We start from the raw sequence: 22082 nt of genomic DNA on the forward strand, positions 1-22082 counted from the left end.
CGGTCAAGCTTCGTCGTCGATGCTTGCCGGCGCACGGCTGCTGCGGCGTGCGCGCAGCACGAAGCGCGCCGGATCGAGCGCGTCGACCAGCGCCATCTCGAGCGGCAGGGGTTCGCCCTCCAGCTGCGCCGCCAGCAACTCGGCCGCCAGCGGCGCCCAGATCAGGCCGCGCGAGGCGTAGCCGAGCAGGCCGTGCAGGCACGGGTGGCGCGGCACGTCGCGCAGGCGCTCGGTGGCGCCGGCGGCGGCGAAATCCGGCAGGCGGCCGACCAGCGGCAGCCGGTCCGGCGCCACGCAGCGAAAACCCACGCGCCCCAGCAGCGGCGCGCCCAGCGCGGCCCCCGGATCGGACACCAGCGCGCGCAGGCGCTCCACGTTTTCATCGTGGCTGGCGGCGCGCAGTTGCGGATCGTCGTCGAGATCGTAGGTGGCGCCGGCGCAGGTGACGCCGCTGCCGGACGGCGTCAGGTAGGCTTCGCGGCACAGCACCAGCGGCAGTTGCGGCGCGTGCTCCGGCGCCAGGTGCGTGACCTGGCCGCGCAGCGCCTGCAGCGGCAGGTCGCGCGTCTGCCCCATCTGGCGCGCGCCGGCGCCGCTGGCCAGCACCACGGTCGGGGCGCGGCCCAGTTCTTCTCCATCGACGGCGCGCGCCAGCCAGTCGTCGCCGTCGCGTTCGAGCCGGACGTCGCCGGCGCCGAAGCGCGTGGTCAGCAAACCGCCGCACGACGCCAGCATCGCCGCGCACACGCTGGCGGGACGCGCCCAGCCGCCCTGCGGGAACAGCCAGCCGCCATCGGGCGCCGGCAGGCCAAGCAAGGCCGCTGCCTGATCCGGTTCGAGCCAGCGCGCGAAGTCGCCCGGCACCGTGCCCGCGGCCGCGATCGCGCGCGACACCGCCGCGTGGCCGGCGTCGCGCGCCAGCTGCAGCACGCCGCACTGGGCGCCGTCGAAGGCGCGGCCGATGCCGCCCAGCCCCTGCCAGTAACGCAGCGCGTACAGGTAGGCCGCGCGCGTGAGGCGGGTCGGGATGTTGTCGTCGCGCGAGAGCAGCGGCATGAAGATGCCGGCCAGGTTGCCCGAGGCTTCCATCGCCGCATGCGGATGACGCTCGATCAAGGTGACCTGCCAGCCGCGCGCGCACAGGCGCGCGGCGGCGGCGCAGCCGGCCACGCCGGCGCCCAGCACCAGCGCGCGCCGTTCGGGCGGGGGCGTGACGGGCAGGCGCGGCTTGCGGCTGGCGAAGACGGCATCTCCATCGCCATCGAAGACGAAGCCCTGCGCCTGCAGTGCTGCGCGCTGCCCGCCGTCGAGGCCGGGCGCGGTGAGCCAAGCGCCGAGCGTCGTCAGGCGTGCCAGCGGCCGTACGAAATCAGTGCCATCCACGGCATGCAGGCGGATCGCGTCGAGGTGCGCATTCAGTTGTGTCAGGGCGCCCTCCAATGGCGCCGCAATCAAATCGAGCGTGACGTTGGCATCGGGCTGCGGGATACGGTGAAAGCCCGGCTGCAAACCGCCGGCCAGCGCGATCACGTGCAGGCGGGCAGGCCGCTGCGGATCGGCGCGCCAGGCTTCGACCAGTTCGGTGAAGCGGCGGCCATCGCCATGGTCACTGTCGAAGACGGTATAGCGCGCGCGGCCGTGCCAATGTTCGGTGAGCTGCATGCTCAACGCCTCGTGCGGCAGATGCAATCCGGAGCATGGTCGTCCACCATGCCGATGCCCTGCATGTAGGCATAGACGATGGTCGAGCCGACGAACTTGAAGCCGCGCTTGGAGAGGTCTTTCGAGAGGCGGTCCGACAGCTCGGTGCGCGCCGGGCGCTCCGCGCTGGCCCAGTCGTTCACGATCGGCTGGCCGTCGACGAAGCCCCACAGGTAGTCGTTCAGCGTGACGCCCTGCGCGCGCAGCGCCAGGTAAGCCTTCGCGTTAGTGATCGCGGCGGCGACCTTCAGCCGGTTGCGCACGATGCCGGCGTTGGCCAGCAGCCCGGCCACCTTGGCGTCGTCGTAGGCCGCGATTTTTTCCGCGTCCCAGCCGTCGAAGGCGGCGCGGTAGTTGTCGCGCTTGTTCAAGATGGTTTCCCACGACAGCCCGGCCTGCGCGCCTTCGAGGTTGAGCATCTCGAACAGGGTGGTCTCGTCGTGGCAGGGCACGCCCCACTCGTTGTCGTGATAGGCGAGGTAGCGCGGGTTGAGCGGGTTGGCCCAGGAGCAGCGGATGATCGTCATCGCGCCAGTATAAATCAGGCCACCGGCTGCATCGTCAGGTCCAGCACTGCCACCATCTCGCCTTCCTCGTCGATCCCGGTGTCGACGAAACCGAAGCTGCCGTAGAAGCTGGACGCGACCGCGTTGCCGGGCACGTAGCTGAGCCACACCTTGCAGGCGGCAGGATCGCTGCGGATCTCGTCCAGCAGCGCCTGCAGCGCGGCCCGGCCAAGCCCGCGCCCCTGGTGATGGCGGTCGACCATGAAGCGCCAGATGCCGTACTCGCCCTCTTCGTCTTCGACGCCATCGAGCACGACGAACATCATGAAGCCGACGAGCTCCTCGCCCGCGTAGATGGCGCGCGTGTGGTAGTTCGGATAGAAGCTGGCCTGCGCGATCGAATACGAATTCGAGGCCAGGTATTCGCGCTGGTGCGGATGCAGTTCGAGATCGGTGACCGCTTCGAAGTTGTCCCGGGTGACCGGGCGCAGCGTCACGCTTGGCGCCGCCGTCACTTGCCGCCCTTGGGCTGCTTGCGGATGCAGGCCAGCACCTCGTCGATGCGGCCGTCGTTCACCAGCTGCGCCGGCGTGCGCCCGCCCAGCTCGGCCAGCGGCGCGTTCATCCAGCGGTCGGCCGCCTCAATGCTGCCAAGCACGCCGCGCGCCTCGTGCATCACGGCGTAATACGACTGCGCCTTGCGCGATTGCTGCTGGAAGCGGGCCTGCAGCGCGGAGAGGTTGTCGGGAGATGGGCGTTCGGGATCGGTCATGGAAAGCACTGAAGTAAGAGACGGGGCGGGCCTGGCGTCGCAGGCTACAGCACATCATACCGCGTCGCCGTCCTGCCGAGGTACGACCCTCAGCCGGCGTAGCCCTGATCCTTGTTACGGCGCCAGCGGCGCGCCAACGCCAGGCCCAATGCGGCCAGCGGCAGCAGAATCAGCGTGCCCGGTTCCTGTACCTCGGTAGCGTCCGGGATGATCACCTGGCCACTGCCGCCGACCGCATCGATGCTGCCCGCGTAGGTGCCGAACGCAAGCTGGGAATACGAGGTGAACACCAGCAGGTAGTCGGTGTCGGCCTGCAACGCCCGGGTGATCAGGGACAGGAAGCCGAAGCCGCCGTCGTCATTGACCTGCAGCAGGTTGGACAACGGCTCCGCCGCCCTGAAGCCGCCCTGATACAGCGCCAGATAGGTGTCATGATTGTGCGCGTCGAAAGCGGTCGCTTCGATGGCATACGTGCCGGCTTGACTGACCCGGAATCCGATCACGTCATAGGCGTAATGATGGTCGGGCTGGCTGACCGTCATCATCGACCTCGGCCGATTGAAGAAGCTGTCGCTTGGACTGAGCTCACCGGAAAACGTGAATGGCACCGCATGTGTCGGCTGCACGACGAAGGCGCACATGGCAAGCGCCAGCTTGCGTACTGCGGATGGTGGAGAACGAAACATAGGGCATCCCTCTCGACAGGAAGCGTCGGTTTCTCAGGCGTGAGTGTCGCCATCCACTATAAATTTTTCTCACAAACAACATTTAACGTCGAGCAACCACATCGCATTGAGTGAAAATTGGTGATTCTTCAAGCCAATGGAAGCGTCACAATCGTTGCTTTCCAATCACGTCGCCAATGGAGTCCGGATGTACTGCCCTGCTCGCTTTGCCCAGACCGATCCAGCCGCCCTGCACGCCCTGATCGCCGCCCATCCGCTGGGCATGCTGGTGACGTCCCACGACGGCTTGCCGGATGCGGACCACTTGCCGTTCGAGCTGGTGACAGGACAGGATACGGGCGCCGTGCATGGGATCCTGCGCGCCCACGTGGCGCGTGGCAATCCGGTGTGGCGCCGCGCCGGACAACGCGTGCTGGCGGTGTTTGGCGGGCCGTCCGGCTATGTCACGCCAGACCGGATCGAGAAAGCCGAGACAGGTGGAAAGGTGGTGCCGACCTGGGTCTATGACGTGGTGCACGTGCACGGTGTGTTGCGCACGGTCGACGATGCGGCCTGGCTGCGGGCCCTGGTGACGCGCCAGACCGGGCGCCAGGAGGCGATGCAGCCAGATCCGTGGTCGGTCGACGATGCGCCTCCGGCCTACACCGCGGCGCTGCTCAAGGCCATCGTCGGCATCGAGATCGTCGTCGAGCGGATCGAAGGCAAGTGGAAGCGCGAACCAGAGCCACGGAAATAACGGCGCAGAAATGGCGACGCGGGCCGAAGCCCGCGCCGCTACCTCCGTAAAGGGAACCCCGGCATGGCGCCGCTGGTTCCCTTCATGGCGGATTACATGCCGGCGTGCGACGAACCGGTCGTGCCCGACGAACCCGACGAGCCCTTCGAACCCGACGCCAGCTGTTCGGCGTGCTTCAGGTGCTCTTCGACCACCGGGATCATCTTGGTGACCTGCGCCTTGACGTCGGCGTCCTTGGTGTCCTTCTCGGCCTTCTTCAGCTTGGCCAGGGTTTCCTTGTGCGCCGCCACGCCGCCCTGCTTGGCGTAGGCTTTGTCGAAGTCGGCGCCGCTCATCTTTTCCAGCTTGGCCGACTGCGCCTTGTGCTTGGCGTCCAGCTCGGTCGGCAGGGTCACGCCCTTCGACTGGGCCAGGGTCTGCACTTCGGTCAGCGCCGCGCCGTGGTCGGCGATCATCTTGTCGGCGAAGGCCTTGACGTCGGCATTCTGGCTCTTGCTTTGCGCCAGCTTACCCATAGCGACTTCAGCCATGTTCGACATGCCCATGTCCATGATGGCCTTGCGGTCGGCAGCGGCCAGCTTGGCGGCGCCGGCGGCGGCAGGAGCGTTGCCCGCCGGTGCAGTTTGCGCTTGCACGCCGACCGAACCGAACATCGCCGCAGCGACCGACACTGCCAGCAGGCCCTTGATGACTTGTTTCTTTTGCATGTTGTTCTCCTGTCTGATATAGATGGGGATCGCGCGCCGGCCCAATGCGGCCACGCTCACCTGATTGTTCTTGACCATATGTCCGGTGCCATTGATCGCCGCGTCCGGCGGCCGATTGTCAACGACACAAGATCGAGCAAAATCGAGTGTATCGCTGTGTGTTCAAGACCAGCGCGCGATACCTTTAGGAAATGACAATAAAAAAAGCCAGCCGAAAACGGCTGGCTTTGACCAGGAAATGCCGTTCCTTCAAACTTACGTAAAACTATTTACAGCTTGCTTTACTGTTGAATTCCTGCTTCGTCGAAGCTGGTTTCACCCTGCAATTTTGCAGGGCCAGAGCCGTCTTCTCCACAGGCTGACACGGTGGAACTCACCGCCGTATGATAAGACTACATAGGTTTGAATGAGTTCCAAGCTAACTGCTAAAACCCCGATTTAAGAACGGAACTGCAGCGCCGCGGTCAGGTCGCCAGGCCCGCGCGCNTAGGTTTGAATGAGTTCCAAGCTAACTGCTAAAACCCCGATTTAAGAACGGAACTGCAGCGCCGCGGTCAGGTCGCCAGGCCCGCGCGCACCGCGCTTCGCGAACGCTTCGTTGCGTGCCGCCAGGCCTTCCAGCAGCGGCAGGCCGTGCAGGCGCGTGATGAAGCGCAGGATCGAGGTGGTGTCGTAGAAATTGTGATCGACCGCGCCGCGCTTGGCGTGCGGCGACACCACGATGGCGGGGATGCGCGAGCCCGGGCCCCAGCGGTCGCCCTGCGGCGGCGCCACGTGGTCCCACCAGCCGCCGTTCTCGTCGAAGGTGATCACCACCACCATGTCCTTCCACTGCGGCGACTTCTTGAGGTGCTCGATGACGTTGGCCACGTGGGCGTCGCCCGACTCGATGTCGGAATAGCCCGCATGCAGGTTCAGGTTGCCCTGCGGCTTGTAGAACGCCACCGCCGGCAGCTTGCCCGCCACCGCGTCGGCGATGAACTTGTTCGAGATCGGACTGTCGCCCAGGCCGCCGTCGCGCAGGTGTTCGGCACGCTCTTTGGTGCCCGGCGCGAACTGCTTGAAGTAGTTGAGCGGTTGGTGGTGGTACTGGAAGTTCGGCCGCTCGCCGGCGCCGCGGCCGTCCAGCGCCGCCTGCATGCCGCCGCCGTACCAGGCCCAGCTCACGCCGCGCCGCGACAGCAGGTCGCCGATGGTGTCGTAGGTCTGTGGCGGCAGGGTCGATGCGTCCTTCGGGTCGGCATGCAGCGGATCGCCGTCGTAGGCCGGACGCACCCAGCTCGGCTGGTACGGCGGCGCCATGGTGTTGACCGCGTAGCCGTCCGGCGTCATGGCGCCGTTGCGCACGAACTTCGGCTTGCCGTCCAGCGCCGACTTGGGCGAATCCGGCGCCAGCGCCAGGCGTACGCCCTGCGGGCCGTCTTCGAGCACCGCGATCTTGTTTTTGGCCGCGGTCTCGTGGGCGTTGAAGTATTCCGGCACCCGGCCGCTGATCAGGAACTGGTGGTTCAGGTAAGAGCCGCCGAAAGCCGCCATGAAGAAGTTGTCGCACAGCGTGAATTCGCGCGCGATCTGCCACAGGCCCAGGTTCTTCGAGGTCTCGCCGTAATGGCCCATCACCATGCCGCCGGCGTCGGACCAGGCCGTGAACATGTCGTTCTTGCCGCCGTTGATCTGCATCTGGTTGTGATAGAACTGGTGCACCAGGTCGCGCGTGATGATCGACTCCGGCAGCGGCTTGCCGTCGGCGTCCTTCAGTGCGTACGGCGCGTTCGGCAGGTTGGCCGACTGTTCCTCGGTGGTGATGTAGTCCTTGCCGCCGATGTTCTGGCGGCCCGGCACCACCCCGCCCCAGGTCTTGGGCAAGGTGGGCAGGACCGAACCGTCGCGGTCGCGCTGCTGCACGGCGGCCGCGGGCGCGTCGGCCAGCGGCGCGGCCAGGCCGGGGAAGCCGGCGAACAGGTTGTTGAAGCTGCGGTTCTCGAGGTAGATCACGACCACGTTCTTGACGTGGGCACGCAGCTTGGCGTCGAGCGAGCCCTTGGCGGCCGGCCTGGCGGCAGGGGTGGCGGCACTGGCCGCGCCCGGCAGCGCGCCGGCGCCGGCCACCACGCCGGCGGCCGCGGCGGCCTGGAAGATGCGCCTGCGCGCGGGATTGTCGGGCTGGATCGTGGAACGGTCGTCGTGGTCTTGCTCGTGCACGTGCTTCTCCTGATGGCGGCCGGCATGGCCGCAAAAGAAGAATTATCCGCGCAATTTACAGCTGGAAACAAGCAATACCGGCCTCGGCCGTCAAACGGTTGTCACATTCCGACGGCAGAATGGCTTTGCTCTTGGGAAGGGCATTGGCGGCGCGAGCCGCCCTACCGGCGCCGGCGGTCGGGAAATATACCGGCACCAATTCAGTTCGCTTCGCGGCGACATCCAACCTCCGGCATCGGCCGGAGGCCCGATAGACGGCCTTAGCCGTAGAGCGGAATCAGGATATCGAACGCATTGTCCGGCCGCTCGCCATCGTCGGCGCCCGGCGTGAATCGGCGGTCGTAGCGCTCCAGACGGAATGCTTCTTCGTCCGGCACCATCCCCAGCTGCTCGATCGCGGCAAAGCCGGTCGTATACGTGGTCTGCAGGCGCGACACCGGACCGCGATGGGTCAGCACGGCGTAGCGCCGCGCCGGGATGCGGATCCCGATCATGCCCGGCGGCAGATCGTTGAGATCGGCCACTTCGGTGGCGATGCACTCGATGTGCACGCCCGCGTTTTCCTGCACGCTGACGCCGTAGCGCAGGTCTTTTTTCTCGCCCAGCTCTTCTTCGCGTCCCAGGAAGTCTTTCCAGACTTCCGGAATATCCGCTTCCAGAACCGATAACGGAGCCGCGATAGGCAGGCCGGCGAGCTTCATTTCAGGTAGTGTAACGGTTGAGATGTGCATGATATCGTCTATGCCAAAGGACGAAACGATTATAGCCTTAACTCTTCGACAATATTGGTACGCACGCAATCGTGCGCGTGACATTGTCGGTTCCAGGCGACTACTACGGGAGACAGCCAATGCAAGCCTCGCTCAAAGCCCTGCTCAGGGAACTCGAAACCTTCGGCCGCCAGCATGATTCCAGCGTTGCCGAGCGCACCGGCCGCATGCTCAACATCACGCCCGACACCGGCGAATTCCTGGCCGTATTGACGCGCTCGATGGGCGCCACCCGCATCCTCGAAGTCGGCACCTCGAACGGCTATTCGACGCTGTGGCTGGCCGACGCCGCCGGCGCCGCCGGCACGGTGACGACGCTCGAGCTGGCGCCCGAGAAGGCGACGCTGGCGCGCGCCAACTTCGCGCGCGCCGGGCTGCACGAGCGCATCCGCCTGGTCGAGGGCGAGGCCGGCGCCTTCCTGGCCGGGTGCGACAGCGCCAGCGTCGACCTGCTGTTCCTCGATTCCGAGCGGCGCGCCTATGCCGGCTGGTGGCCCGAGCTGGCGCGCGTGCTGCGCCCGGGCGGGCTGCTGGTGGTCGACAATGCGGTCTCGCATGCGCAGGAGCTGGCGCCGTTCATGCAGGCGGTGCGCGAGGAAGCCGGCTGGAGCACCAGCCTGGTCCCGGTCGGCAAGGGCGAATTCCTGGCCGTCAAACACTGACGCGACCTGGCTGCAGCGGCCGGGTTTGCATTCCATCCCGCGTTTTATGCAATCCATCGCATGGCCCGCGTCGCCGGGACCGGCGCTGCCTAGAATGGCTTCATCAACTCACCGGAGACAGCCATGAAACGCATCGCGCTTGCAGCCCTTCTTACCCTTGCCACCCTGTCGACCCAGGCCGCCGAACAGGTGCGCAACGCGACCCCGTTCAAGACCATCAATGCGCAGGGCCCGGTCAGCCTGGTGGTCGAAGTCGGCAAGGCCCACTCGATCCGCGTCGAAGGCTCGCAGCACTTCATCGACCGTGTCACCAGCGAGATCGTCAACGGCGAACTGCGCCTGGGCTACAAGGAAAAGAACAACGTCAGCATCAAGGACAATGACCGGGTGGTGGTGACCACGCCCGACCTGACCCGCTTCACCGGCGAAGGCGCCGGCCTGGTGGTGCTCAACGGCGTGCGCACCGAGCGCTTCGACGTCGACTACCGCGGCGCCGGCAAGCTGCAGATGAACGGCCGCGTCGAGCGCCTGCGCCTGGACGCCGAAGGCGTCGGCGAAGTCGATGCGAAAGACCTGGTGACGCAGGACGCCGACGTGCGCTTCCGCGGCATCGGCGCGGTCAGCGTGCATGCGAAGAACCGGCTGCAGGCCGAGGTACAGGGCATGGGCGAGCTGACCTATTACGGCAAGCCGCGCTCGCTCAGCAAATCGGTGTCGGGCATCGGCAGCGTAGTGGCTGGCCGCTGATTCAGTCGTTGACCAGTTCCAGCAGCACCTGCGCGTGGCACGGCCCATCGAGGCGGCACCAGCAGGCCAGGTTATGCCCGCGGAGCGCGCTCTTCGCTTCCTGGGCGACGCGCTGCCCGGCCGGATCGTCGCGCAGCCAGCGCCGGTAAGCCGCCACCGCCTGTTCCACGCTCGGCATGGCGACGTAGCGCCCTACCTGCGTGCCCGGCGCGAACTCGGGCAGCACCGAGAACGGATTGCCCCAGCGCCCGGGGCGCGCCACCGAGATCGTATCGGGCGGCATGCGCCAGCCCTTCTTCCTGCTCAACTGCACCCGCTGCGGTGTCATTGCGGCCTTTCATGACGATGCGTGCCGGCCGCTCCGGCGGCCGTTTACCCTTCCGTCATCATACCGGCACGGCGGGCGCGGCGTCGCCGCAGCTGTCGGCCAGGAAGTCGACCAGCCGGTGCACGGTGTCGACCCTGGCGGCATAGATGATGTAGCGGCCTTCCTGGCGCGGCACGACCAGGCCGGCGTGGGTCAGCTCCTTCAGGTGGAACGACAGCGAGGATGCCGGCATCTGCAGCGACGCGGCGATACTGCTGGCGGACTGGCCGCGGGGGCCGGCCTGCACCAGCAGGCGGAACGCGGCGAAGCGCGATTCCTGGGCAAGCGCGGCGAGCGCCGCGATGGCGAGATTGGTTTGCATGCGATGACCAGTGGTTTCGGTGGCGTGGCCGCAGCGGCCACGCTTCGAATTCTGTCGAATGACTTTGACAGAGTGATGACAAGCGCGCAAAGTGCGCCCGTCTCAGTCGGTCTTGACGATGGCCAGGAAGCGCTGCAGCAGCTCGTTGAGGTTATGGCTGCCGCCGTCGCCGATGAAGCGCCCTCCCCTGACTTCGCATTCGATCCAGTCGGCCTTGCGCCGGCACTGGCGCGAGAACGGCACGACCAGGTCGGCCCAGGCGGTAGCCGAGAGATCGATCTCGACGTGCCAGCCCGGTTTGTCGGTGGCGGCGATCGACATGCCGCTGAGGCGTCCCCAGGGATTGTCACATTGTTGACCCATGATGCAAGCCTTGATGCTGGTGTTACGGGTGATGCGGTTGGCGCGGACGATGCCCTGTCCGCGCCGTGGGTTGCTTACTGTGCGTTTGCCGCGATGGCTTCGGCGTGCGGCACGGCGACGTCGGCCGCTGCGCGCTGTTGCGCCGCGTCGTCCATCAGCTCGTACCACATCGCGTTGAGCACCCCAAAGGCGGCTGCCAGCGGCAGGCCGAGTAACCAGGCGAAATACCACATGATTGATTTCCTTTTGTCGAATGGGTTGTCGGATCAGTAGGCGTGCGTCTTGCCGCCGCTGATGTCGCTCGGATTCACCTTGCCCCACAGGACCTTGTAGACCCAGCTGGTGTAGGCGATGATCAGGGGCAGGAAGATGCAGGTCGCGACCAGCATGATGAACAGCGTCAGGTGGCTCGACGACGAATCCCACACCGTCAGGCTGGCCTGCGGCTGGATCGAGGACGGCAGGATGAACGGGAACATCGAGGCGCCCACGCTCAGCACAATGCCGGCGATCGACAGGCTCGAGGTCAGCATGGCGACGCCTTCCCAGCGCCGCACCAGCGCCATCACGGTGAGCAAGGCGCCGACGATGCCGGCGGCCGGGGCCAGCTGGGTCCACGGGTGGGCTGCGTAGTTGGCGAACCACATGCCGGCCACGCCGCTTTCCACGGTCTTGAACAGCGGGTTCGACGGACCGACGGTGTTGATCGCGCTGGTGATGCGGTAGCCGTCCACGAAGCTCCACAGCAGCGCACCGGCCAGCGCATACAGGATCACCGTGGCCAGCGCGGCGCGGATGCCCCAGGTACGGGAACGCGAGGCGACCGGACCGTCGGTCTTGAGCACCAGCCAGGTGGCGCCGTGCATGATCAGCATCGCCATCGACACCAGGCCGGCTAGCAGCGCGAACGGGTTGAGCAGGCCGAAGAAGGTGCCCTCATAGAAGATCTGCATGTCCGGCGTGAAGCGGAACGGCACGCCCTGCAGCACGTTGCCCATGGCGACGCCGAAGATCAGCGAAGGCACGAAGCCGCCCACGAACAGGCCCCAGTCCCAGGTATTGCGCCAGCGCGCTTCTTCGCGCTTGCTGCGGTACTTGAAGGCGACCGGACGGATGATCAGCGCCAGCAGCACCGCCGCCATGGCCAGATAAAAGCCCGAGAACGAGACCGCGTACAGCTGCGGCCAGGCGGCGAAGATGGCGCCGCCGCCCAGCACCAGCCAGACCTGGTTGCCTTCCCAGACCGGGCCGACCGAGTTGATGACGACGCGGCGTTCGAGGTCGGTCTTGGCCACGAACGGCAGCAGCGTGCCGGTGCCGAGGTCGAAGCCGTCGGTGACGGCGAAGGCGAGCAGCAGCACGCCCAGCAGCAGCCACCAGATGACACGCAGGGTGTCGTAATCGAGAAGCATGTGAAGAATCATGATGGTTTTACTCCGCAGTGATCATTGGGGCGGTGCGCATGGCCGGCGTGGTGCCGATCAGCGGGCTGTGGGCGCCCTGGGCGTGGGCAGGCTCGGCTTCCGGGCCCTTGCGAATGGCCTTGAGCATCAGCTTCATCTCGACGATGATCAGGATCGTGTACAGCACCACGAAGCCGATCAGGGTGCCCAGCACGGTCTGGATGCCCAGGTTCGACACCGCGACCGCGGTCGGCAGCACGCCTTCGATGGCCCATGGCTGGCGACCCAGTTCGGCCACGATCCAGCCGGCTTCGGCGGCGATCCACGGCAGTGGGATCGACCACACGGCCACTTTCAGCAGCCAGGGATAGGCGTCCAGCTTGCGCTTGGCCGACAGCCAGAAGAACACGGCGTTGAGCACGATGAAGAAGATGCCCAGCGCGACCATGATGCGGAACGACCAGAACAGCGGCGCGACCTGCGGCACGGTGTCCAGCGCGGCCTGCGCGATCTGGGCGTCGCTGGCCTGGCGCGGATCGTCGATGTAGCGCTTGAGCAGCAGCGCGTAACCGAGCACGCCGCTATGCTCTTCGAAGCGGGCCTTCAGGTCGGCCGGCACCGGGGTGTTGCCACCGAGGGCGCGGATCTGCTCCAGCGCGTCGTACGCCTGGATGCCTTGGCGGATGCGCACTTCGGCCAGCTGCACCAGGTCGTGGATGCCCGGGATTTCGGTTTCCAGCGAACGGGTGCCGATCAGGCCCATCACGAACGGGATGTGGACTGCGTAGTGGGTCTCGCGCGCATCCTGGTCGGGGAAGCCGAAGGCGGTGAAGGCGGCCGGCGCACGCTCGGTGTTCCACATGGCTTCGACCGCGGCCAGTTTCATCTTCTGGTGTTCGGTGGCCATGTAGCCGCTTTCGTCACCCAGCACCACCACCGACAGCGAGGCGGCCAGGCCGAACGAGGCAGCCACCGTCATCGAGCGCTTGGCCAGGTCGATGTGACGCCCCTTGAGCAGGAACCAGGCCGAGATGCCGAGCACGAACATGGCGGCGATCACATAGCCGGCCGAGACGGTGTGCACGAACTTGGCCTGCGCCACCGGGTTGGCCAGCACGGCGCCGAAGTCGGATACTTCCATGCGCATGGTCTGCGGGTTCAGGGCCGAGCCGACCGGGTTCTGCATCCAGCCGTTGGCGATCAGGATCCACAGCGCCGAGAAGTTGGTGCCGAGCGCGGTCAGCCAGGTCACCACCAGGTGCTGGCGCTTCGACAGGCGGTCCCACCCGAAGAAGAACAGGCCGACGAACGTCGCTTCGAGGAAGAACGCCATCAGGCCTTCGATCGCCAGCGGCGCGCCGAACACGTCGCCGACGTAGTGGCTGTAGTAGCTCCAGTTCATCCCGAACTGGAACTCCATCACCAGGCCGGTCGAGACGCCGATGGCGAAGTTAATACCGAACAGCACACCCCAGAACTTCGTCATCTGGCGCCAGATCGGGCGGCCGGTCATCACGTACACGGTTTCCATGATGGCCAGCAGCATCGACAACCCCAGCGTCAGGGGGACGAACAGGAAGTGGTACAGCGCCGTGAGGGCGAACTGTAGTCGGGAGAGCCCGACAACGTCGAGATCCATGGTGAATCCTTTCTTATTGATTAATTAAGGTGGGCAATTCAGTGACGGCGCAGCGTGCCCAGCGCCGTGTCGAATTCGCGGGTGCCGCGCCGCAGGTCGGCGACGATGCATCCCTTGTTCATGACCAGCAGGCGGTCGGCGATTTCCGCTTCGCGCCGCAGGTGGGTGGCCAGCAGCACCGTGCGTCCCGCCGCGTGGCGCGCCAGGCGCGCCAGCACGTCGCTGGCGGTGGCGCCGTCCAGCGCTTCGGTCGGTTCGTCCAGCAGCCAGAAGTCGGCGCCGCGCAGCAGCAGGCGCGCCAGCGCCAGGCGGCGCGACTGGCCGCCCGACAAACCCAGGCCGCCCTCGCCGAGGCGCGTGTCCAGGCCCTGGGCCAGGGCGCGCACGTCGGCTTCCAGGCCGGCTGCGCGCAGCGCATCCCACAGCTGTTCGTCGCTGGCGCCTGGATCGGCCAGGCGCAGGTTGTCGCGCAGGCTGTCCTGGAACAGTTCCGTGCGCTGGGTGAGCCAGGTGCAGGGACGGGCCAGCACTTCGCCCGATTGCGCCACGACTTCGCCGGCGGCCAGCGCCAGCAGCGTCGATTTACCTGCGCCGCTGGCGCCGATGACGGCGACGCGTTCGCCGGCGTCGATGCGCAGCGTGATGTCGTGCAGGGCCGCGCCATCGCGGCCGGCGTGGACGACCGTGGCGCCGTACAGGCACAGGGCGTCGCTGTCATGGCCGGCGGGTGCGGCGATCGCGGTGTCTTCATCGCGCAGGCGCGGTCCGAGGCGGCGCGCGGCCAGCCAGCTGCGGCCGGCCTCGATGGCGCCGCGGCGCAGCGCCGCGAACGGCTCCAGCGCGGCCAGCGCGATCAGCAAGGCCAGCGCAGCGCTCGGCGCGCCCAGCCCCTGGTATTGCGCCAGCGCGCCGACCGCCAGCAGGGTCGCCGCCACCGTCAGGTGCCCGCCGACCGCATAGGTCCAACCGGCGCCGGTGTCGAGCCGGTGCAGCGCATCGTCGGCGCGCGCCAGTCTGGCGTCGGTGTGCGTCAAGGCTTCGCACTGCGCGCCCAGGCGCCCGACCATGGCCAGGTCGGTCTGGCCGGCGACCAGGTCGATCGCCCCGGCGCGCAGCCGTTCCAGGGCGCGGGCGCGGCGCAGCGCCACCTTGCGGCCGGCGCGGGCGGCGACCAGCGCGGCGCCCAGGCCGAAGGCCAGCAGCCAGGCGAATAGCGCCAGGCCGAGGCGCCAGTCCATCATGCCCAGCACCAGGCCGCCCAGCAGCGCCGCGCCAAAGGCGGCAATGGCCGGCACCAGCAGACGCAGGTAGATCGCATCCAGTGCGTCGATGTCGCTGGTCAGGCGGAACAGCAGGCGCGCCGGACGACGCAACAGTGCGCGTGCCGCCTGCGGCTGGGCCCAGCCGCGGAACAGCCGTTCGCGCAGCGCGGCCAGCACGCCCAGGGTGGCGTCGTGGGTCACCACGCGCTCGGCGTAGCGCCCGAAGGTGCGGCCCAGGGCCAGCAGGCGGATCGAGGCGCTCGGCACGAACACGTTGAAGCCGGCCAGTCCGGCGGCCGTGAGGCCGGCCAGCGCGGTGGCGGTGATGAACCAGCCCGAGGTGCCCAGCAGCGCCATCCCGGCCAGCACCACCAGCGTCGACAGAAAAGCGCCGAGCAGCATGCGGCGCCCGCCGTTGCGGGCGAACAGGGCCAATACAGGAGTCAGATCGTTGGGACGTTTCGCATTCATGCCGCGCTCCGTTTGGTAAGGGGTTCGCCGAGGCGCACCACGCGGCCCAGGCGCGCGGCCAGGGCCAGGTCATGGGTGGCCACGATCAGGGTGCGGTCCTGGGCCAGCTGCAGCAGGGTGTCGATCACGGCGTCGGCGGTGTCGCGGTCGAGGTGGGCGGTCGGTTCGTCGACCAGCAGCAGGCCGGCCTGCGGCGCGGCGACCGCGCGCGCCAGCGCCAGGCGCACCAGTTCGCCGCCGGACAGGCCGCTGCCGCCCTCGCCCAGGCTGTCGTCGGGTGTGGCGTGCTGCACGTGGCCCAGGCCGGCGCGCTGCACGGCGGCGGTGACGGTGACGTGCGAGACGCCCGGCCGGCCCAGCGCCACGTTGGCGCGCACCGAGCCGGAGAACACGTGCGGCTTCTGGCCGATCCAGGCCATGCGGGTGCGCAGGTCGGCGGCGGTGTGCTCGTCCAGCGGCACGCCGCCGATGCGCACCGCGCCCGCAGTAGGGGCCACCAGGCCGGCGACGATCGACAGCAGCGTGGTCTTGCCGCTGCCGCTCGGGCCCACCAGCGCAATGTGCTCGCCGGCGCGGATATACAGGTCTTCGTTGTCGAACAGCGCGGCTTCGCCGGCGTGGCCGAAGCGCAGGCCTTCGATGTCGACCGACGGCGCCTGTGGCACCCTGCCGGGCCGGCTGCGCAGGCGCTGCGGGTTCAGTGCGCCGGGCAGCGCCAGCGCGTCCTGCTGCAGTTTGCCGAGCGCTTCCAGCGCCGCTTCGCCGGACGCCTTGTCGTGCCACACCGCCGCCAGTTCGCGCAGCGGCTCGAAGAAGGCTGGCGCCAGCAGCAGCACGAACAGGCCCTGCTCCAGGCTCAAGCGCACGCCCCAGCTGCCCGGGCCGATCTCGCCCAGCAGATGGAAACCCACGTACACGGCGACCAGCGCCACGCCCAGCGCCGAGAACAGTTCCAGCGCGGTCGAGGAGAGAAAAGCGATGCGCAGCACGCGCATGGTGCTGGCGCGCACGTTTTCGGCGCTGTCGCGCACGCGCCGGGCGGTAGCGTCCACCGCATCGAGCGCGCGCAGCGTCGACAGGCCGCGCAGGCGGTCGAGCAGGAAGCCGCTCATGCCGCCAATGACCTGCAGCTGCGCTTCACTGGCGGCCTTGGCGCGCCAGCCGATGACGGCCATGAAGATCGGGATCAGGGGCGCGGCCAGCACCAGGATCAGCGCCGCCATCCACGAGTGATACGCCACCACCAGCGCGATCGCCGGCGGCACCAGCATCGTGCGCATGCGCGCCGGCTGGTAGCGCACCAGCCATGGCAGCACGGCTTCGGCTTGCTCGGCCAGCACGCTGGCGGCCTGGCCGGACGGCAGGCGCGCACGGTCCAGCGGCGAGCGCGCCGCCAGGCTGGCTGCAGCATCGGCGCGCATCTGCGCCAGCTGCAGGCGCGAGGCGGCGAACAGGCGGCGCGCGCCCCAGGCTTCGCTGCTGGCGCGGATCACGCCCAGCGCCAGGTAGGCGACCGCCGGGACCAGCATCTCGAACAGGCCGGCGCCGTTGGCCAACTGCTGAACGGCCCAAGCCAGCAGCGCGGCCTGCGGGATCCACAGCAGCGCGGCGCTGCTCATCACCAGCGTGCCGAGGTTACCGGCAGCAGCGCGCGGCGACCGGCCGGGCGCGCTCGGCTTGTTGCGTCGGGTGCTTCGAGACATGGTCTTTCTCCAGCAGATTTCGGGAGCGGCAGGCGTGCGTGCCCTCCTGCCGGCCTTGAACAGGCGGCATGCGGGCGCGGCGGGCCGCGGTGTCGTCAGGGGTGTGCGGGGGTCAGGCCAGCGACGGAGGCGCGCGGCTCGGGTGGGAAGCATCGACCACGGCGGTCGATGGCAGATCCGGTTCCGGGAAGGCGATGGCAGGTTGCACGGCGGCGCATGCCAGCAAGGCGTTGGCGGCAATGCAGGCGGCAGCCAGCCCGGCCTGCGCCAGATGCTCCGCCGATTCGGCGCTGAGATGTTCGATTGGACCGTTTTCCAGCGCCAGCAGGCGGCCGGCGTCGATGCAGCCTTCGACCAGCGCCTTGCCGGCGCCGGAGGCCATGAACGCGTTCAGCGACGGACGCAGCACGCCCCACAGGATCGCCAGGGCGGCGAGCCAGAGGATGAAGGGGCGGGTGCGGTGCGGGTTCATGGTCGATCAGCTGTGTTGCGGCGCAAAATACATTTTGAATTTTCAGGAATTAGTGAAAGTATGCACCCAAAATCTGTTGCTGTCAGCAAATTGAACAGATAGCAGAGTGAGTTAGTCAGGTATTGACGGCGCTTTCCTGTTACCACGACAGAAACGCACTCGTATCCTGTGAAGCGCGGGCCTACGTGGGATAATTCAGGTTTCAAGAACATCGAAAAGTTGGCAACCATGACTCCACTCGTCCAAACTTTTGTCAGCCACTTCGGCGAGATGGGCAGCCGCTGGGGCATCAACCGGACCGTGGGCCAGATCTACGCCCTGCTGTTCGTCAGCGAGCACCAGCTCAACGCGGACGACATCGGCGAGAAGCTCGGCATCTCGCGCTCCAACGTCAGCATCGGCCTCAAGGAACTGCAATCCTGGGGCCTAGTGCGCCTGACCCGCATCCCGGGCGACCGCCGCGAATACTTCGGTTCGCTGGGCGACGTGTGGGAAATCTTCCGCGTGGTGGCGGCCGAACGGCGCCGCCGTGAAGTCGCGCCCACGCTGTCGGTGCTGCGCGAATCGCTGATGGCCAACGCCAAGAACCCAGAAGACAAGTTCGCCCAGGAGCGCATGCGCGAGATGCACGAGCTGGTCGACCTGGCGAATAACTGGTTCGACGACCTGCAGCGCCTGTCGCCGGAATCGATGTCGCAGCTGATGAAGATGGGTTCCAAGGTGCAGAAGCTGCTGTCGGCCAAGGACCGTCTGTTCGGCGCCGGCGCCAGGGAAGGCAAGGAAGTGAAAGAAGACTGACGGTCGGCGCGCCGTGCTCAGGGCCTGTCCCGGCAGGTTATAGCCGTGCTCGCCGTTTTTCGTTGACGGGCTAGACTGGCGTTTTGATTGCCCCTCTACCCTTTCTCATGAACATAGTCTGTATTGCCTGGGGCTCGCTGCTGTGGAAGCCGGGTTCCCTCAAGCTGGCCTCGGGCTGGCATCCCGGCGGCCCCAGGCTGCCACTCGAATTCGTGCGCCAGAGCGACGACAGTCCGGAGCTGGCGCTGGTGCTGTGCGAGAGCGCGCGCCCGATGCCTACGTATTGGGCCTATCTCGGTACCGATGATCTCGATGAAGCTCGCGCCATGCTGCAGGAGCGCGAAAAGATCACGCCCGGGAAGCCGCATTGGGTCGGCAGCGTCCCAAGCGTCGATGGCGCCACGGCTGATGCGCGCATCGCCGCCTGGCTGGAGAAAAAACGCCTCGACGCCGCGGTGTGGACCGCAGTGCCGCCGAAGTTCGACGGCGAAAACGGCAACGTGCCGTCGCCGGACCAGGTGGTGGCCTGGCTGGACAGCTGCGAAGGTGAGCAGCGCGACGCGGCCGAGGACTATATCCGCCGCACTCCGGCGCACATCGACACCCGTTACCGCCGCATCATCGAAGCGCGCCTGGGCTGGACGCCGCTGCGCGAGGCGCACGTCACGCACATGCGCTGACCGGATCGCGGCTGCAGGCCAAATTGCCCCTGTACAGCCGCGCCCATGTTTCAACCTAACAATAATGTGAGGTGTCCGGTCTAGGGACGGCAAGCTAAGCTTCTTGAGTGAAACTTTGCTGAACCGACGATGACAACGCTCCCGACGACCTCACTCGACAAACTGAGCACGCTCGGGCTGGTCACCGGCGAGCAGCGTGGCGCCATCCTCGCCCACCCCGACTATGTGGCCTTTGCCCAGCTTGGACAGCCGGACCAGCAACTGTTGTGGGCCTACCGGCACGGCTTGATCTCGCATCAGGAACTCGACGCCATGACCACGCTCGAGGAAACCGAGCGTGACCGGATCGTCGACACCGTCAATGAACAGATCGCCGACGAGATCTGCGACCACCACCGCCTGCTGGCGGACCAGTTGCTGATGCTGGGCCTGATCACGGACCAGCAGCGCGAGGAAGCGGCGCCGGACAATTATATGTGGCGCATCGACTCGGCAGCCGACATGCTGGTCGCGCTTTACGAAGACCACGTCGTCCCGGCCCAGGACATCGTCGTCCTGCGCGAACGCGCCAAGGCCGAACGGCACCTGATCGACGGCGCCCGCCGCCTGCAGATCGTAGAGCAGGTGCACGGGCGCCTTGCGGCGGATCCGGAGTATGCCAGGCACATGGCGCGGCCAGCACAGGCGCCCCCGGTATCGGACCACGTGCTGCTTGTCATCGGCTTCCTGTGCTACTGGATGCTGCTGGTCGAAGAATGGCTTGCCGTCGGCATCGGCGTGCTGGGGGTTTGGATGATGGGCGGCCATCGCGGCCTGCTCAACCTGCTGTTCTGCGCGCTGGCCTGGTACAGCTTTTTGTGGCCGTGAGCGGGATCGTCCTGCGCCCGTGCCACGGCCACATCGCAGCACCTCAATCGAATTTGCTGAAGTCCGGCTTGCGCTTTTCGAAGAAGGCAGTGAAGGCTTCTTTCGCCTCGGCGCCTTGCAGCATGGCGCTGAAACGCTCGTTCTCGGCGGCGATCGCCTCCCGGATCATCGGCGCGCGGGCGCGCTTCATCAGCGCCTTGGTGGTGCGGATCGAAGCGGGCGGCAGCTTGGCCAGCCTGGCGGCCTGGCCCTGGGCGAAGGCCAGCAGCTCGGGCGCCGGCAGCACGCGCGCGACGATGCCCATCTCCAGCGCTTCCTGGGCCAGGAAGGCTTCGCCCAGCAGCAGCTTTTCGGCGGCGCGGGTGTAGCCGGCCGCTTGCGCGACCAACAGCGACGAGGCGAATTCGGGGCACAGGCCGAGTTGGGTGAACGGCATCGAGAACTTCGCGTTATCGGCGGCGTAGACGAGGTCGCAGTGCATCAGGAGCGTGGTGCCGATGCCGACGGCGGCGCCGGCCACTGCAGCGACCACCGGCTTGGTGCAGCTCTCCAAGGCGGTCATGAACTGGAACACCGGTCGCTGCTCGGTCATCGCGCCTTCGCCGGCGTTGTTCAGGAAGTCGTCGAGGTCGTTACCGGCGGTGAAGATCTCGGGTTTGCCGGTGATCAGGATGGCGCGCACGGCGCTGTCGGCTTCGGCGGCGCGCAGGGCGTCGGCCATGGTCTGGTACATGGCGCCGGTGATGGCGTTCTTGCGTTCCAGGCGGTCGAATTCGAGGTTGAGGATGCCGTCGGATTGGGTGGTGAGGATGGACATGCTGCGGTCTCCGGGGGTGTTCTTGTGCTGGTTGGACGCGTCGGCGGCGAAGCCGCCAACCCTACGGCGCGATATGCGGCGCCGGCGCGTTGATTCGAAAGCTGGATGGACGCGTGGGCGGGAGACCCCCCCACCCTACGGGTAGTTGGATCTTCCGCCCACGCGGTGCTACGCGGCGGTCGCTGATGCGCGCCGCCGTTCATGCATTACACGCGCTCGATGATGCCGGCCGCACCCATGCCGGCGCCGACGCACATCGTCACCATGCCGTACTTCAGGTTGTTGCGGCGCAGGGCGTGCACCACGGTCGCGGCGCGGATCGCGCCGGTCGCGCCCAGCGGGTGGCCGAGGGCGATCGCGCCGCCCATCGGGTTGACCTTCGACTGGTCCAGGCCCAGGTCGCGGATCACGGCCAGCGCCTGCGCGGCGAAGGCTTCGTTCAGTTCGATCCAGTCCAGCTGGTCCTGGGTGATGCCGGCGGCGCGCAAGGCCGCAGGAATCGCTTCCTTCGGACCGATGCCCATGATCTCCGGCGGCACGCCGCGCACGGCGAAAGAGGAGAACTTGGCCAGCGGAGTCAGGTTGTGCTCCTTCAGGATCTTTTCGCTGACCACGATCAGGGCGCCGGCGCCATCCGACATCTGCGACGAGGTGGCGGCGGTGACGGTGCCCTTGGCCGCGAACACCGGCTTCAGTTTCGCCATCGATTCGATGCTGGCGTCGGCGCGCGGGCCTTCGTCGGTGTCGACGGTGCGGGTCTTGACGTCGACCTGGCCGGTGGCCAGGTTCGGCGTGCGGGTGACGACTTCCACCGGGGTGATCTCGTCCTTGAAGTACCCCGCTTGCTGGGCGGCGATGGCGCGGCGGTGCGATTCCAGGCCGAAGGCGTCCTGGTCTTCGCGCGACACCTTCCACTGGGTCGCCACCTTCTCGGCGGTCAGGCCCATGCCGTAGGCCAGGCCCACGTTCTCGTCCTTGAAGGTTTCCATGTTGATCGACGGGTGGTGGCCCATCATCGGCACCATCGACATCGATTCGACGCCGCCGGCGATCATCACGTCGGCCTCGCCCACGCGGATGCGGTCGGCGGCCATCGCCAGCGCGGTGATGCCCGAGGCGCAGTAGCGGTTGACGGTGACGCCGCCCACGGTGTGCGGCAGGCCGGCCAGCACCACCGAGTTACGGGCGATGTTGAAGCCCTGCTCCGCTTCCGGGAACGAGCAGCCGACGATGGCGTCGATGATCAGGGCCGGGTCCAGGTTCGGCACGGCGGCCATGGCGCCCTTGATGGCGTGCACCAGGAGGTCGTCCGGGCGGGTGGTCTTGAACATGCCGCGCGGCGCCTTGCCGATCGGGGTACGGGTCGCGGCGACGATGTATGCGTCTTGAAGTTGTTTGCTCATGTCAGTAATCCTGTTCTTTAGGCTTG

25 protein-coding genes are annotated in these 22082 nt (G+C 67.3%); 6 read left to right on the forward strand and 19 right to left on the reverse strand.

Going from position 1 to position 22082, the window contains the following annotated elements; translation table 11 throughout:
- Positions 1-3: 3 nt before the first annotated feature.
- From mnmC to QPK27_RS12375, 5 genes are all read right to left on the reverse strand, one after another.
- Positions 4-1662, reverse strand: coding sequence for an FAD-dependent 5-carboxymethylaminomethyl-2-thiouridine(34) oxidoreductase MnmC (gene mnmC, locus QPK27_RS12355; protein WP_290418544.1), 1659 nt, complete (start codon positions 1660-1662; stop codon positions 4-6).
- A gap of 2 nt (positions 1663-1664) precedes the next feature.
- Entirely contained in the window at positions 1665-2228 is a 564-nt protein-coding gene (locus QPK27_RS12360) for a DNA-3-methyladenine glycosylase I (RefSeq protein ID WP_290418545.1), read from the reverse strand.
- 14 nt (positions 2229-2242) lie between these two features.
- Positions 2243-2722, reverse strand: coding sequence for a GNAT family N-acetyltransferase (locus tag QPK27_RS12365; protein WP_290418546.1), 480 nt, complete (start codon positions 2720-2722; stop codon positions 2243-2245).
- Positions 2719-2979 (reverse strand): antitoxin Xre/MbcA/ParS toxin-binding domain-containing protein, encoded by a 261-nt coding sequence (locus QPK27_RS12370; protein ID WP_290418547.1) that lies wholly within the window; start codon positions 2977-2979, stop codon positions 2719-2721. Before QPK27_RS12370 ends, QPK27_RS12365 begins: the two co-directional genes overlap by 4 nt.
- Before the next feature lie 89 nt (positions 2980-3068).
- Positions 3069-3665 (reverse strand): PEP-CTERM sorting domain-containing protein, encoded by a 597-nt coding sequence (locus QPK27_RS12375; RefSeq protein WP_290418548.1) that lies wholly within the window; start codon positions 3663-3665, stop codon positions 3069-3071.
- Between the two features lie 187 nt (positions 3666-3852).
- On the opposite strand from QPK27_RS12375, the gene QPK27_RS12380 reads away from it, so the two are divergent.
- Complete coding sequence (locus tag QPK27_RS12380) at positions 3853-4401, forward strand: FMN-binding negative transcriptional regulator (protein WP_290418549.1); 549 nt, start codon at positions 3853-3855, stop codon at positions 4399-4401.
- Between the two features lie 92 nt (positions 4402-4493).
- On the opposite strand, the gene QPK27_RS12385 is transcribed toward QPK27_RS12380, so the two are convergent.
- The 3 genes from QPK27_RS12385 to QPK27_RS12395 all read right to left on the reverse strand — a co-directional run bounded on the left by QPK27_RS12385 (position 4494) and on the right by QPK27_RS12395 (position 8041).
- Positions 4494-5108, reverse strand: coding sequence for a DUF4142 domain-containing protein (locus QPK27_RS12385; protein WP_290418550.1), 615 nt, complete (start codon positions 5106-5108; stop codon positions 4494-4496).
- Between the two features lie 528 nt (positions 5109-5636).
- Entirely contained in the window at positions 5637-7310 is a 1674-nt protein-coding gene (locus QPK27_RS12390; protein WP_290418551.1) for an acid phosphatase, read from the reverse strand.
- A gap of 260 nt (positions 7311-7570) precedes the next feature.
- Entirely contained in the window at positions 7571-8041 is a 471-nt protein-coding gene (locus tag QPK27_RS12395; RefSeq protein WP_290418552.1) for a GyrI-like domain-containing protein, read from the reverse strand.
- 119 nt (positions 8042-8160) lie between these two features.
- Between QPK27_RS12395 and QPK27_RS12400 the strand changes: the two genes are divergently transcribed.
- Positions 8161-8742, forward strand: coding sequence for an O-methyltransferase (locus tag QPK27_RS12400; protein ID WP_290418553.1), 582 nt, complete (start codon positions 8161-8163; stop codon positions 8740-8742).
- A 123-nt stretch (positions 8743-8865) separates the two neighbouring features.
- Positions 8866-9489 (forward strand): GIN domain-containing protein, encoded by a 624-nt coding sequence (locus QPK27_RS12405; protein WP_290418554.1) that lies wholly within the window; start codon positions 8866-8868, stop codon positions 9487-9489.
- Position 9490: 1 nt separating this feature from the next.
- Here QPK27_RS12405 and QPK27_RS12410 read toward each other — a convergent pair whose 3' ends face one another.
- The 9 genes from QPK27_RS12410 to QPK27_RS12450 form a co-directional block, all read right to left on the reverse strand.
- Complete coding sequence (locus QPK27_RS12410) at positions 9491-9817, reverse strand: DUF4326 domain-containing protein (RefSeq protein WP_290418555.1); 327 nt, start codon at positions 9815-9817, stop codon at positions 9491-9493.
- A 58-nt stretch (positions 9818-9875) separates the two neighbouring features.
- On the reverse strand, positions 9876-10178 hold the full coding sequence (locus QPK27_RS12415; protein WP_290418556.1) for a helix-turn-helix transcriptional regulator: 303 nt from the start codon (positions 10176-10178) through the stop codon (positions 9876-9878).
- Positions 10179-10280: 102 nt separating this feature from the next.
- Positions 10281-10541, reverse strand: a complete 261-nt coding sequence (locus tag QPK27_RS12420) for an Imm53 family immunity protein (RefSeq protein WP_290418557.1) — start codon at positions 10539-10541, stop codon at positions 10281-10283.
- Positions 10542-10615: 74 nt separating this feature from the next.
- Positions 10616-10774, reverse strand: coding sequence for a cytochrome bd-I oxidase subunit CydX (gene cydX / locus QPK27_RS12425; RefSeq protein WP_290418558.1), 159 nt, complete (start codon positions 10772-10774; stop codon positions 10616-10618).
- 33 nt (positions 10775-10807) lie between these two features.
- The gene (gene cydB / locus QPK27_RS12430; RefSeq protein ID WP_290418559.1) at positions 10808-11965 is read right to left on the reverse strand and encodes a cytochrome d ubiquinol oxidase subunit II; all 1158 of its coding nucleotides are present in this window, start codon (positions 11963-11965) and stop codon (positions 10808-10810) included.
- A gap of 7 nt (positions 11966-11972) precedes the next feature.
- On the reverse strand, positions 11973-13583 hold the full coding sequence (locus QPK27_RS12435; protein WP_290418560.1) for a cytochrome ubiquinol oxidase subunit I: 1611 nt from the start codon (positions 13581-13583) through the stop codon (positions 11973-11975).
- A gap of 38 nt (positions 13584-13621) precedes the next feature.
- Positions 13622-15316: an amino acid ABC transporter ATP-binding/permease protein gene (locus QPK27_RS12440; RefSeq protein WP_290418561.1), complete on the reverse strand. Its 1695-nt coding sequence runs from the start codon at positions 15314-15316 to the stop codon at positions 13622-13624.
- Positions 15313-17019: a thiol reductant ABC exporter subunit CydD gene (cydD, locus tag QPK27_RS12445; protein ID WP_290418562.1), complete on the reverse strand. Its 1707-nt coding sequence runs from the start codon at positions 17017-17019 to the stop codon at positions 15313-15315. The genes QPK27_RS12440 and cydD overlap by 4 nt, the downstream gene beginning before the upstream one ends.
- A gap of 112 nt (positions 17020-17131) precedes the next feature.
- Positions 17132-17491 (reverse strand): hypothetical protein, encoded by a 360-nt coding sequence (locus tag QPK27_RS12450; protein WP_290418563.1) that lies wholly within the window; start codon positions 17489-17491, stop codon positions 17132-17134.
- A gap of 228 nt (positions 17492-17719) precedes the next feature.
- On the opposite strand from QPK27_RS12450, the gene QPK27_RS12455 reads away from it, so the two are divergent.
- The 3 genes from QPK27_RS12455 to QPK27_RS12465 all read left to right on the forward strand — a co-directional run bounded on the left by QPK27_RS12455 (position 17720) and on the right by QPK27_RS12465 (position 19836).
- Positions 17720-18289, forward strand: coding sequence for a GbsR/MarR family transcriptional regulator (locus tag QPK27_RS12455; RefSeq protein WP_290418564.1), 570 nt, complete (start codon positions 17720-17722; stop codon positions 18287-18289).
- A 107-nt stretch (positions 18290-18396) separates the two neighbouring features.
- Positions 18397-18969, forward strand: a complete 573-nt coding sequence (locus QPK27_RS12460) for a hypothetical protein (RefSeq protein ID WP_290418565.1) — start codon at positions 18397-18399, stop codon at positions 18967-18969.
- Between the two features lie 129 nt (positions 18970-19098).
- Positions 19099-19836: a hypothetical protein gene (locus QPK27_RS12465; protein WP_290418566.1), complete on the forward strand. Its 738-nt coding sequence runs from the start codon at positions 19099-19101 to the stop codon at positions 19834-19836.
- A gap of 43 nt (positions 19837-19879) precedes the next feature.
- Here QPK27_RS12465 and QPK27_RS12470 read toward each other — a convergent pair whose 3' ends face one another.
- Entirely contained in the window at positions 19880-20653 is a 774-nt protein-coding gene (locus tag QPK27_RS12470; protein WP_290418567.1) for an enoyl-CoA hydratase, read from the reverse strand.
- A 206-nt stretch (positions 20654-20859) separates the two neighbouring features.
- The gene (locus QPK27_RS12475) at positions 20860-22056 is read right to left on the reverse strand and encodes an acetyl-CoA C-acyltransferase (RefSeq protein ID WP_290418568.1); all 1197 of its coding nucleotides are present in this window, start codon (positions 22054-22056) and stop codon (positions 20860-20862) included.
- Positions 22057-22082: the final 26 nt, after the last annotated feature.

Origin of the sequence: Massilia sp. YIM B02443 (assembly GCF_030411955.1) — a bacterium.
GTDB lineage: Bacteria > Pseudomonadota > Gammaproteobacteria > Burkholderiales > Burkholderiaceae_D > Telluria.

Coding starts and splice junctions, on each gene's coding strand:
- QPK27_RS12435 (WP_290418560.1), bottom strand. CDS start 13,583: ATGGATCTCGACGTTGTCGGGCTCTCCCGACTACAGTTCGCCCTCACG.
- QPK27_RS12375 (WP_290418548.1), bottom strand. CDS start 3,665: ATGTTTCGTTCTCCACCATCCGCAGTACGCAAGCTGGCGCTTGCCATG.
- QPK27_RS12410 (WP_290418555.1), bottom strand. CDS start 9,817: ATGACACCGCAGCGGGTGCAGTTGAGCAGGAAGAAGGGCTGGCGCATG.
- QPK27_RS12455 (WP_290418564.1), top strand. CDS start 17,720: ATGACTCCACTCGTCCAAACTTTTGTCAGCCACTTCGGCGAGATGGGC.
- QPK27_RS12395 (WP_290418552.1), bottom strand. CDS start 8,041: ATGCACATCTCAACCGTTACACTACCTGAAATGAAGCTCGCCGGCCTG.
- cydB (WP_290418559.1), bottom strand. CDS start 11,965: ATGATTCTTCACATGCTTCTCGATTACGACACCCTGCGTGTCATCTGG.
- QPK27_RS12450 (WP_290418563.1), bottom strand. CDS start 17,491: ATGAACCCGCACCGCACCCGCCCCTTCATCCTCTGGCTCGCCGCCCTG.
- QPK27_RS12400 (WP_290418553.1), top strand. CDS start 8,161: ATGCAAGCCTCGCTCAAAGCCCTGCTCAGGGAACTCGAAACCTTCGGC.
- QPK27_RS12380 (WP_290418549.1), top strand. CDS start 3,853: ATGTACTGCCCTGCTCGCTTTGCCCAGACCGATCCAGCCGCCCTGCAC.
- QPK27_RS12370 (WP_290418547.1), bottom strand. CDS start 2,979: ATGACCGATCCCGAACGCCCATCTCCCGACAACCTCTCCGCGCTGCAG.
- QPK27_RS12405 (WP_290418554.1), top strand. CDS start 8,866: ATGAAACGCATCGCGCTTGCAGCCCTTCTTACCCTTGCCACCCTGTCG.
- cydX (WP_290418558.1), bottom strand. CDS start 10,774: ATGTGGTATTTCGCCTGGTTACTCGGCCTGCCGCTGGCAGCCGCCTTT.
- QPK27_RS12415 (WP_290418556.1), bottom strand. CDS start 10,178: ATGCAAACCAATCTCGCCATCGCGGCGCTCGCCGCGCTTGCCCAGGAA.
- cydD (WP_290418562.1), bottom strand. CDS start 17,019: ATGTCTCGAAGCACCCGACGCAACAAGCCGAGCGCGCCCGGCCGGTCG.
- QPK27_RS12420 (WP_290418557.1), bottom strand. CDS start 10,541: ATGGGTCAACAATGTGACAATCCCTGGGGACGCCTCAGCGGCATGTCG.
- QPK27_RS12385 (WP_290418550.1), bottom strand. CDS start 5,108: ATGCAAAAGAAACAAGTCATCAAGGGCCTGCTGGCAGTGTCGGTCGCT.
- QPK27_RS12475 (WP_290418568.1), bottom strand. CDS start 22,056: ATGAGCAAACAACTTCAAGACGCATACATCGTCGCCGCGACCCGTACC.
- mnmC (WP_290418544.1), bottom strand. CDS start 1,662: ATGCAGCTCACCGAACATTGGCACGGCCGCGCGCGCTATACCGTCTTC.
- QPK27_RS12440 (WP_290418561.1), bottom strand. CDS start 15,316: ATGAATGCGAAACGTCCCAACGATCTGACTCCTGTATTGGCCCTGTTC.
- QPK27_RS12470 (WP_290418567.1), bottom strand. CDS start 20,653: ATGTCCATCCTCACCACCCAATCCGACGGCATCCTCAACCTCGAATTC.
- QPK27_RS12360 (WP_290418545.1), bottom strand. CDS start 2,228: ATGACGATCATCCGCTGCTCCTGGGCCAACCCGCTCAACCCGCGCTAC.
- QPK27_RS12465 (WP_290418566.1), top strand. CDS start 19,099: ATGACAACGCTCCCGACGACCTCACTCGACAAACTGAGCACGCTCGGG.
- QPK27_RS12460 (WP_290418565.1), top strand. CDS start 18,397: ATGAACATAGTCTGTATTGCCTGGGGCTCGCTGCTGTGGAAGCCGGGT.